Genomic DNA, 10,369 nt, shown 5'->3' with positions numbered 1-10,369 from the left:
TGCGAAGGACAAAAACAATAACTTCGACGATGCACTTTGAGGATAACAACAATGATTATTTACGGTGTGGCGCTGTTGGCGATCTGTACGCTGGCAGGGGTGATCATGGGTGACATGCTCGGCGTGTTGCTGGGCGTCAAGTCCAACGTCGGCGGGGTCGGTATTGCGATGATCCTGCTGATTTTCGCGAAACTGTGGATGCACAAGCGCGGCGGCATGACCAAGGATTGCGAGTTGGGTGTCGGCTTCTGGGGCGCCATGTACATTCCGGTGGTGGTGGCCATGGCCGCGCAGCAGAACGTCGTCGCCGCCTTGCACGGCGGCCCGGTGGCGGTGTTGGCGGCCATCGGTTCGGTGGTGATCTGTGGTTGCACTATCGCCCTGATCAGCCGGACCCACAAAGGCGAGCCGTTGCCGGACGAGCCGGTCGACAGTGTCTCGATCACGGCTCCAGCAGGAGGTCGTTGATATGTGGAATCTCATGGAAGCGGGTCTGAAACATAACGATCTGGTCACCGCGTTCGCATTCGTCGGGGTGATCATGTGGATCTCCGTCGTGCTCTCCAAACGCCTGACGTTCGGACGGATTCACGGCTCGGCGATTGCCATCGTCATCGGCCTGGTGCTGGCCTGGGTCGGCGGCACGCTCACCGGTGGGCAGAAAGGCCTGGCGGACGTCGCGGTGTTTTCCGGCATCGGCTTGATGGGCGGCGCCATGCTGCGGGACTTTGCGATTGTCGCCACGGCCTTCGAAGTACAGGCCACCGAAGCACGCAAGGCCGGCTTGATCGGCGCGCTCGCGCTGCTGCTCGGCACGGTGCTGCCGTTTATTGTCGGGGCCAGCATCGCCTGGATGTTCGGCTATCGCGATGCGGTGAGCATGACCACCATTGGCGCCGGTGCGGTGACCTACATCGTTGGCCCGGTGACGGGCGCGGCGATTGGTGCCAGTTCCGACGTGGTCGCGCTGTCGATTGCCACCGGCTTGATCAAGGCCATTCTGGTGATGGTCGGCACGCCGATGGCTGCGCGCTGGATGGGGCTTGATAACCCGCGTTCGGCGATGGTCTTCGGTGGGTTGGCGGGCACCGTCAGCGGTGTGACGGCTGGCCTGGCGGCGACGGATCGGCGGTTGGTGCCTTATGGAGCGCTGACGGCGACGTTTCATACCGGGTTGGGCTGCCTGCTGGGGCCGTCGTTGCTGTACTTCATCGTTCGCGGGATTGTCGGCTAGGTTCAGCACTCAGATCGTTCCCACGCGTGGGAACGATCATCAGGTGGCATGCCGATTGGCATACATCCGACACTCCGCCAACAAGGCCAGCAGGTTCGGGTCGCGCTCCTTGGCCTTCAGAAACACCACCCCAATGTGCTGCTGTAACCGATAGCGTTCCTGCAACGGGATTAGCTTCACCCGGTTCTCGTAGACCGCCGCAATCCGCCCTGGCAGCAGCGCATAACCGACCCCGGAGCTGACCATGCTCAGCAGGGTAAAGATGTCGTTGACCTGCATCGCCACCTTGGGCTCGAACCCCGCCTGTTTGAACACCCGAATACCGTCCTGGTGCGTGGCGAAGCCCTGGGTCAGGGTAATGAAGGTCTCGTTACGCACCTCGGCGAGATCGACTTCGGCGCGTTGGGCAAACGGTGAATCGGCCGGAGTGGCAAGGAATATGTCGTCGGAAAACAGTGGGATCTGCTCGCAGTCCGGGTCGTTGACGCTGTCGTCCAGCGACACCAGGATCGCGTCGACTTCCATGTTCTTGAGCTTGTATAGCAGGTCGATATTCGAACCGAGGATCAGGTCGATATTGAGTTCGCTACGGCGTATCTTCAGGCCCATGATCAGCTGCGGTACTGTCTTGACCGTCAGCGAATACAGCGAGCCGAGCTTGAAGCGCTCAGCCGAGAATCCCGCGGCTTCGCGGGTCAGGCGCACGCTTTCGAGCACATCCTGAATCAGCTTCTGCGCCCGCTCTTCGAGTACATAGGCGCTTTCCAGAGGCGTGAGGTTACGCCCTTCATGCTTGAACAGCGGACAGCGCAGCGCGCTTTCCAGCGAGTGAATGGCCCGGTGCACGCTGACGTTGCTGGTCTGCAGTTCGACCGCCGCACGGGCCAGGTTGCCGGTGCGCATGAACGCCAGGAACACTTCCAGCTTTTTCAGGGTCAGTTCTTCGTCGATCAGCATGGCCATCACTCTTTTTCAGTCCGTTGATTATGCCCATGCGTTGTTGTGTTGTCTGATGTGCGATTGCGTTCGCCTTTGTTAACTCGCAGGGGCGTCAACCGTCGCTGAGGAAGACGCCGTTGCTGGCGTCTGTTGAGGCGTGGCGCCCGTCACGCGGTGAGCAGGCGCGATGAGATCTCAGCGAAACGCTGGTACGACCTGTTTGATAAACAGCTCCAGGGATTTTTTCTTCTCCGCGTGGGGCAGGCTGTTGTCGCACCAGAAGCTGAACTCGTCGACGCCCAGTTCCTGGTAATACTTGATGCGGGCGATGACCTCTTCCGGAGTGCCGATCATGGTGTTCTTGCGGATGTTTTCCAGCTCGAACTCCGGGCGTCCGGCGAATTTTTCTTCCGGGCTCGGCGCCAGGAAACCGTTGACGGGCACTTCCTTGTTGCCGAACCAGGCATCGAACGTACGGTAGAACTTCGAGATCGCCTTGGCGCCGATTTTCCAGCCCTCAGGATCATCGACCGCGTGGACGTGCGTGTGACGCAGCACCATCAATTGCGGGCGCGGTACGTCCGGATTGTTATCCAGGGCGGCCTGGAATTTGTTCTTCAGATCGAGGACTTCTTCGTCGCCCTTCATCAGCGGCGTGACCATGACATTGCAGCCGTTGGCTACCGCGAAATTGTGCGAATCCGGGTCGCGGGCGGCGATCCACATCGGCGGGTTAGGCTTTTGAATCGGCTTGGGCACACTGGTGGAGGTCGGGAATTTCCAGATGTCGCCGTCATGGGCATAGTCGCCTTGCCACAGTGCGCGAACCACCGGGACCATTTCCCGCAGCGCTTGACCGCCCGACGAGGCGGGCATGCCACCGGCCATGCGGTCGAACTCCACCTGATAGGCGCCACGGGCCAGCCCGACTTCCATGCGACCGTTACTGATCACGTCCAGTAGCGCGCATTCGCCAGCAACCCGCAACGGATGCCAGAACGGCGCGATGATGGTACCGGCGCCAAGGTGAATGGTCGTGGTCTTGGCCGCCAGGTAGGCCAGCAGCGGCATCGGGCTGGGCGAGATGGTGTATTCCATGGCGTGGTGTTCGCCGATCCACACGGTGCTGAAGCCACCGGCCTCGGCCATCAGGGTCAGTTCGCTCAGGTCCTCGAACAGCTGCCGATGGCTGATGTTCTCGTCCCAACGTTCCATGTGCACGAACAGGGAAAATTTCATGACGCTTACCTCGAATCTTTGTTATTGGCTGTCAGTTCAGGCGAGGACGGGCAGCGCGCCCATCTTGCCGTGGCAGTACACCAGCGGGCCAGCCGTGTGGTGCGGCACGATCAGGTTTTTCACCGCGCCGACCATGATCGCGTGATCGCCACCTTCATATTCGCGCCACAGCTCGCATTCGATGATCGCCGTGGCGTTGCTCAGCAGCGGGTTGCCCAGCGCGCTCAACGTCCATTCGATTCCTTGCGCCTTGTCCTTGCCTTTACGGGCGAAGGCATAGGCCTCGTTTTGCTGGCTGCCGGAAAGTACGTGGATGGCGAAGCGCTTGTTCTTGATCAGTACCGGGTAGGAGTCTGAGCTGTAGTTGGGGCAGAACAGCACCAGGGCCGGGTCCATGGACAGCGAGCTGAACGCGCTGGCGGTGAGGCCAACGATCTGCCCATCGTCATCCAGCGTGGTGATCACGGTCACCCCGGACGGAAACGATCCCATGACTTGTTTGTAGATGGCGACATCGATCATTGGGCGGTCCTCTGGTGTTGTATGACGGTTTTTATGTTTGTATTGGTCTGATGGTATACCGTAATACATCGTTTGCAAGCGCTTTTTGTGAGGCCGGATCAGTGGGCGCCAGCGGCTTTGTTCAGGTCGCTTTCGGTCCATTCGGTATACACGCAAGCATCCGCTGTGGCCCAACGCACGCGCACCGGGTCGCCGGTCTTGAGTGGCATACCGGCGGCAGAGAGCGCCTTGACGGTCATCGACGTACCGCCCGAGGTCATCACAGTGCAGGTCTGGCTTTCACCGAGGAACAGCACTTCGCCGACTGTCGCCGAGACTTCGTTCCAGCCTGCTGCCAAGGGTTCCTGAGTGGCTTGCTGGACGCTCAATGCCTGGGCCTTTTCCGGACGCACCATCAGCAGAACATCCTGATCGGGTTTCAGCCCGGCGGTCAGGCGGATCGACAGCGACTGGCCCTCGAAACTCGCGGCCGCGTTACCCTGGGCCTTGAGCTTGAGGAAGTTGGAGTTGCCGAGGAACGACGCGACAAACGCATTCGGCGGGTTCTGATAGAGGTCGTAGCCGCTGCCCAGACCGACGATCTTGCCGTGGCTGAAGATCGCAATGCGTTGGGACAAACGCATGGCTTCTTCCTGGTCGTGGGTCACGTAGACGATGGTGATACCCAGACGCCGATGCAGTTGGCGCAGTTCATCCTGAAGGTCTTCCCGCAGTTTTTTGTCCAGCGCCCCCAAAGGCTCATCCATCAGCAAGATGCGCGGTTCATAGACCAGCGCCCGAGCGATGGCGACCCGTTGCTGCTGGCCGCCGGAGAGTTGCGAAGGGCGGCGGTGGGCAAACTGTTCGAGTTGCACCAGTTTGAGCATCGCATCGACGCGCCGTTCGCGTTCGCTGGCGGCCAGTTTGCGGATGGCCAGGGGGAAGCCGATGTTGTCGCGCACTGACAGGTGCGGGAATAGCGAGTAGCGCTGGAACACCATGCCGATGTCGCGCTTGTGCGGCGGCACGTTGACCAGCGACTGTCCATTGACCAGGATCTCGCCGCTGCTCGGGGTTTCGAAACCGGCGAGCATCGACAGGGTGGTACTTTTACCGGAGCCACTGGAGCCGAGGAAAGTCAGGAATTCACCGTCCTTGATGTCCAGCGAGATGTTGTCCACGGCCGCGAAGTCGCCGTAGTGCTTGTTAAGGTTGCGCAGGCTGACCAGCGGTTTGTCGTTCTGCTGCGAGGAATCTTTGATCACGGCACTCATGTCGTACTCCTGGGCGCTCAGGCGCTGATTTCATTGCGCCGGCGAACGGCGGTGGCGATGACCATGACCAATACCGAGAGGCCGATCAGCAGCGTCGAGGCGACGGCGATCACAGGCGTCAGGTCCTGGCGCAGGGTGGTCCACATTTTCACGGGAAGGGTTTGCAGGGTCGGGCTGGCCATCATCACGCTCAACACCACTTCATCCCAGGAAACCAGGAAGGCGAACAGCGCACCGGCCACCATGCCCGGACGAATCGCCGGAAAAGTCACCTTGAACACCGCCTGCAGGCGCGAGGCACCGCAGATCACCGCGGCATCCTCGATCGACTGATCGAACAGCTTCAGCGAGTTGATGATCGAGATGATGGTGAACGGCAACGCGACGATCACGTGGCTGACCACGAAGGCGAACATCGTCCCGGTGTAACCGAGCTTGAGGAACAGCGCATACACCGCCACTGCGATGATCACCAGCGGCACGATCATCGGCAGGGTGAACAGACCGTAGAGCATTTCCCGTCCCGGGAAGCGACCGCGCACCAGCGCAAACGCGGTCGGCAAGCCCAGGGCAACGGCGCAGATCGTGGTCAGTACCGCGACCTTGAGGCTGGCCAGGGCCGCGTTCATCCAGTCGGCGTTGGAGAAGAACTGGCCGTACCATTTCAGCGTCCAGCCCGGCGGCGGGAAGACCAGCCACTGGGAGGAGCCGAAGGACAGCAGCACGATGAACACGATCGGCAACAGCAGAAACAGCGCGATCAGCCCAGTGGTGAAATACAGGCCGAAACGCATGCGTCGGCTCATGGCATTGGGGGTCAGGAGCATGACGGCTTACCTCGCGTTGCTGGCACCGACCGGAGATTCCGGCTGGAGCTTCAGGTAGAAGTAGAACAACACCAGCGTGATCACGATCAGCAAGGCGGCGCCGGCACTGGCCAGGCCCCAGTTGAGGAACGACTGCACCTGCTGAATGATGAATTCCGGCAGCATCATGTTTTGCGCACCACCCAGCAGCGCCGGGGTGACGTAGTACCCGAGGGACATCACGAACACCATCAGACCTCCGGAGAACAGCCCCGGCCGGCACAGCGGCAGGAACACCCGGAAGAAGTTGGTCCAGGGGCTGGCACCGCAGATCGAGCCGGCCTGCAGGATCATCGGGTCAATGGCCTGCATGGTCGCCTGCAACGGCAGCACGATGAACGGGATCATGATGTAGCTCATGCCGATCACCACGCCGGTCAGGTTATGCACCATCTCCAGTGGTTGATCGATGATGCCCATTGCCATCAACGCCTTGTTGATCACCCCGGACGCTTGCAACAGCACGAGCCAGGAGTAGGTCCGTGCCAGGAGGCTGGTCCACATCGACAGCAGCACGATGTTCAGGATCCAGCGACCCCAGCCACGGGGCACCAGCGTGATCGCCCAGGCCAAAGGAAAGCCCAGCAGCAGGCTGAACAGGGTCACCAGTCCAGCCACCGAGAAGGTATTGAGCAACACCCGTGCATACGCTGAGTTGGCGAACAGTTGCTCGTAGTTACCCAGGCCTGGGGTCGGCTCCAGCACGCCACGCAACAACAGGCCGATCAACGGCGCCAGAAAGAACAGGCCGAGGAACAGCAGGGCGGGGAGCAGATTGCTCGCGCCACGCCAGCGTTGTGCCAGTGACGGGGATTGCTTCATCACAGCCGCCTTGCCAGGGGACGAGCCGGCGGCGTCAGGGACGCCCCCGGTCGCAATGGAGTGACGGGACGCAGTGGCCGTCATTTTCATTTGACCAGCCATTCGTTCCACCGTGTCGCGATGGCCGGACCGTTCTTGGCCCAGTACGCGAAATCAAGAGTGATCTGATCCTTAGCGTAGGCAGTCGGCAGGTTAGGGGCCAGCACCGAATCCAGGCGCGCCACGCTGTCGACGTTGACCGGCGCGTAGGCGGTCAGGTTGGAGAAGTCGGCCTGGCCTTTGGCGCCGCTGGCGGTGGCTAGGAACTTCATGGCCGCTGCCTTGTTTTTCGTACCTTTAGGCACCACCAGAATGTCGGCCATGACCAGGTTCTGTTTCCAGCTCACGCCTACCGGTGCGCCATCTTCTTGCAGGGCATGGATCCGGCCGTTCCAGAACTGCCCCATGCTCGCTTCGCCAGAGGCCAGCAGTTGTTGCGATTGAGCACCGCCGCCCCACCAGACAATATCTTTCTTGATGGTGTCGAGTTTCTTGAAGGCGCGATCCAGATCCAGCGGATACAGCTTGTCGGCGGCTACACCATCGGCCAGCAGGGCCAGTTCCAGCACGCCTGGGCTCGGCCATTTGTAGAGGGCGCGTTTGCCAGGATAGGTCTTGGTGTCGAACAGTGCGGACCAGTCCTGAGGTTTACTGGCGCCGAGCTTGCTCTCGTTGTAGCCGAGGACGAAGGAGAAGAAGAACGAGCCGACGCCGTAATCGGAGACAAACCGCGGATCGATTTTATTGCGCTGGATGACCGAGAAATCGAGGGGTTCGAGCAAGCCTTCGGAGGCTGCGCGCAAGGCGAAGTCGGCTTCGACATCGACCACGTCCCATTGCACGTTGCCGCTTTCGACCATGGCTTTGAGTTTGCCGTAGTCGGTAGGGCCATCCTGGACCACGGTGATGCCGCTGGCCTTGCTGAACGGATCGGCCCAGGCCTGCTTCTGCGCATCCTGGGTGCTACCGCCCCAACTGACGAAGTTGACGCTTTCAGCCGCCATCAACGCCTGGCTGGTCACGCTAAGCAGTCCCGCAAAAAGTATTGCGGTTGCAGATTTGTTCAACACCATTTTCACGCCCTCATTGTTGTGTTTATGAGCGGGGCTTTTGAGTGCCCGCCTATCGGGAGCAGTAGGTCCATCTGGTCAGTTACGACTGTCCGGTCTATGGAATATCATATTATGGTATTCCAAGCTTTGTGCAAGCACTTTGCCTGACCGGCTATCAGCCAAAAGCGCTTTTTTTTCCATCAGGCCGCCGTGTAGCGGCCTGCGCGGGTATAGCGACAAGCCCGGAATCACTCGGTGAAAGGGATGCTCTCCACCACTTCCAGGTCGTATCCGGTCAAGCCGGCGTACTTCAACGGTGGGCCGAGATGACGCAGCTTGCGCACACCGAGATCCTGCAGAATCTGCGCCCCGGTACCGACTTCAGAATAGATGCGCGATTGCGAACGGCTGAACTGTCGCGGTGCCTGGGTCAGCTGGGGCACGCGCTCAAGCAGTGCCTGGGACGATTCATGATTAGCCAGCACGACCACCACGCCGCGACCTTCTTCGGCCACCCGCTGCAACGCTGCCCATAGCGTCCAGTTGGAGGGGCCGTTGTATTCGGCGCCCACGAGATCGCGCAGCGGGTCGATTACATGCACGCGCACCAGCGCCGGTTCGTCACGGCGTAACTCACCCATGACCATCGCCATGTGGACGCCGCCTTCGATGCGATCCTCAAAGGTGATCAGCCGGAAGGTGCCATGCACCGTGGGCAGTTCACGTTCGCCGATACGCACCACGGTGCGTTCGGTGCTGAGGCGATAATGGATCAGGTCGGCGATGGTGCCGATCCTGATCCCGTGCTTGCGCGCGAACACTTCCAGGTCCGGGCGGCGGGCCATGGTGCCGTCATCATTCATCACTTCGACAATCACCGAGGCGGGAGTAAAGCCGGCCAGGCGCGCGAGGTCGCAACCGGCCTCGGTATGGCCGGCGCGGGTCAGCACGCCGCCTTCCTTGGCGCGCAACGGAAAGATATGGCCGGGTTGCACAAGATCGGCGGGCCCGGCGTTGGCGGCGACAGCAGCCGCGACGGTTCGCGCCCGGTCGGCGGCGGAGATACCGGTGGTCACGCCAGTGGCGGCCTCGATAGACACGGTGAAGGCGGTGCTGAAGGCGCTGCCGTTGCTCGGCACCATCTGCTCCAGCCCGAGGCGTTGGCAGTGCTCGTCGGTCAAGGTCAGACAGATCAGGCCACGGGCTTCGCGGGCCATGAAGCTGATGGCCTCGGCGTTGCAACAGTCGGCGGCGAGCAGCAGGTCGCCTTCGTTTTCCCGATCCTCGTCGTCGACCAGCAGCACCATTTTGCCGAGGCGATAATCTTCGATGATTTCTTTGATGCTGTTGAAGGCCATGCTGGAACTCTCAGTGTTTGGTGGGTATATTTATTGGTATACCATAATACAAAATAAGCCAAGAGGTCACTATGAAGGCGTACTGGATTGCACATGTGGATGTCACCGACCCCGATCAATACCTCCATTACACCCAGCGGGCACCGGCGGCCTTTGCGTTGTACGGTGGGCGGATGCTGGCCCGGGGCGGGCGCAGCGAAGCGATGGAAGGTCGTCGCACGCCACAACGCAGTGTGGTAATCGAGTTCGACTCTTACGAGCAGGCGCTGGCCTGTTACCACAGCGAGCAATATCAAGAGGCGAAACGGCACCGCGAGGGCGTGGCTCGGGCCGAGGTGATCATTGTCGAGGGCGTAGCGCCGTTGTAATGCCACCCGTAGGAGCTGCCGAAGGCTGCGATCTTTTGGCGGTTCAAGATCAAAAGATCGCAGCCTTCGGCAGCTCCTACGCAAGACGATTGGGTCTGTAGGAGTAAGCCGCTAGCGGATGAAGTGGATCTTGCCGGTGTCGTCGTTACCGATGTAGATGCCGTAGACCCCGGCCTGGCGTTCCTCGATATAGCGTTCGAGGATCTGCCGGATCGCCGGGTAGTAGATGCTGTCCCAAGGAATATCCTCAGGCGCGAAGAATTTGTAGTCGAGGGTTTCCGGCCCGTACTGGCCGGTGATCTCCAGCGCGATGGCGCGGAAGATGATGTACACCTCGCTGATCTTCGGCACGCTGAAGATCGAGTAGGGCGAGAGAATTTCCGCGCGCACGCCGCTCTCTTCCCAGACTTCGCGCAGCGCCGCCTGCTCGGTGGTCTCGCCACCTTCCATAAACCCCGCCGGCAAGGTCCAGGTGCCCGGGCGCGGCGGGATGGCGCGCTGACACAGCAAGTACTTGCCGTCCTGTTCAATGATGCAGCCGGCAATGATTTTCGGATTGACGTAGTGGATGTAGCCGCAACCGCGGCACATCAGGCGCTCGTGCGTATCGCCCGGTGGCAGCTGGTGACCGAGGTCACTACCGCCGCACTTTGGACAAAAGCTCGGGCTGAACATGT

General features: G+C 60.7%; 12 protein-coding genes. 3 read left to right on the top strand and 9 right to left on the bottom strand.

Annotated elements, in window-relative coordinates:
• Positions 1-51 precede the first annotated feature (51 nt).
• Together madL and madM are read left to right on the top strand one after the other, a co-directional pair.
• Positions 52-468, top strand: a complete 417-nt coding sequence (gene madL, locus FPT12_RS13905) for a malonate transporter subunit MadL (RefSeq protein ID WP_054597422.1) — start codon at positions 52-54, stop codon at positions 466-468.
• A gap of 1 nt (position 469) precedes the next feature.
• A complete protein-coding gene (gene madM, locus FPT12_RS13900; RefSeq protein WP_019690474.1) occupies positions 470-1,234 on the top strand; it encodes a malonate transporter subunit MadM in 765 nt (254 codons plus the stop codon).
• 39 nt (positions 1,235-1,273) lie between these two features.
• Here the strand turns inward: madM and FPT12_RS13895 are convergent, their stop codons facing one another.
• The 8 genes from FPT12_RS13895 to ribBA form a co-directional block, all read right to left on the bottom strand.
• Entirely contained in the window at positions 1,274-2,191 is a 918-nt protein-coding gene (locus tag FPT12_RS13895) for a LysR substrate-binding domain-containing protein (protein ID WP_145016763.1), read from the bottom strand.
• Between the two features lie 177 nt (positions 2,192-2,368).
• Complete coding sequence (locus tag FPT12_RS13890) at positions 2,369-3,412, bottom strand: LLM class flavin-dependent oxidoreductase (RefSeq protein ID WP_145016762.1); 1,044 nt, start codon at positions 3,410-3,412, stop codon at positions 2,369-2,371.
• Between the two features lie 36 nt (positions 3,413-3,448).
• Positions 3,449-3,934 carry a flavin reductase family protein gene (locus FPT12_RS13885; RefSeq protein ID WP_145016761.1) on the bottom strand — a complete coding sequence of 162 codons (486 nt, stop codon included), beginning with the start codon at positions 3,932-3,934 and terminating at the stop codon, positions 3,449-3,451.
• Positions 3,935-4,032: 98 nt separating this feature from the next.
• The gene (locus tag FPT12_RS13880; protein WP_145016760.1) at positions 4,033-5,187 is read right to left on the bottom strand and encodes an ABC transporter ATP-binding protein; all 1,155 of its coding nucleotides are present in this window, start codon (positions 5,185-5,187) and stop codon (positions 4,033-4,035) included.
• A 17-nt stretch (positions 5,188-5,204) separates the two neighbouring features.
• Positions 5,205-6,014: an ABC transporter permease gene (locus tag FPT12_RS13875; RefSeq protein ID WP_024264991.1), complete on the bottom strand. Its 810-nt coding sequence runs from the start codon at positions 6,012-6,014 to the stop codon at positions 5,205-5,207.
• Between the two features lie 6 nt (positions 6,015-6,020).
• A complete protein-coding gene (locus FPT12_RS13870; protein ID WP_178098752.1) occupies positions 6,021-6,965 on the bottom strand; it encodes an ABC transporter permease in 945 nt (314 codons plus the stop codon).
• On the bottom strand, positions 6,962-7,987 hold the full coding sequence (locus FPT12_RS13865) for an ABC transporter substrate-binding protein (RefSeq protein ID WP_145016758.1): 1,026 nt from the start codon (positions 7,985-7,987) through the stop codon (positions 6,962-6,964). Before FPT12_RS13865 ends, FPT12_RS13870 begins: the two co-directional genes overlap by 4 nt.
• 227 nt (positions 7,988-8,214) lie before the next feature.
• The gene (gene ribBA / locus FPT12_RS13860; protein ID WP_145016757.1) at positions 8,215-9,324 is read right to left on the bottom strand and encodes a bifunctional 3,4-dihydroxy-2-butanone-4-phosphate synthase/GTP cyclohydrolase II; all 1,110 of its coding nucleotides are present in this window, start codon (positions 9,322-9,324) and stop codon (positions 8,215-8,217) included.
• 71 nt (positions 9,325-9,395) lie between these two features.
• On the opposite strand from ribBA, the gene FPT12_RS13855 reads away from it, so the two are divergent.
• Entirely contained in the window at positions 9,396-9,692 is a 297-nt protein-coding gene (locus FPT12_RS13855; RefSeq protein ID WP_145016756.1) for a DUF1330 domain-containing protein, read from the top strand.
• Between the two features lie 111 nt (positions 9,693-9,803).
• Here the strand turns inward: FPT12_RS13855 and FPT12_RS13850 are convergent, their stop codons facing one another.
• Positions 9,804-10,367, bottom strand: coding sequence for an NUDIX hydrolase (locus tag FPT12_RS13850; RefSeq protein ID WP_145016755.1), 564 nt, complete (start codon positions 10,365-10,367; stop codon positions 9,804-9,806).
• Positions 10,368-10,369 lie beyond the last annotated feature (2 nt).

Origin of the sequence: Pseudomonas sp. H3(2019) (assembly GCF_007713465.1) — a bacterium.
Lineage (GTDB): Bacteria > Pseudomonadota > Gammaproteobacteria > Pseudomonadales > Pseudomonadaceae > Aquipseudomonas.
This window is presented reverse-complemented; position numbering and strand designations above follow the sequence as displayed.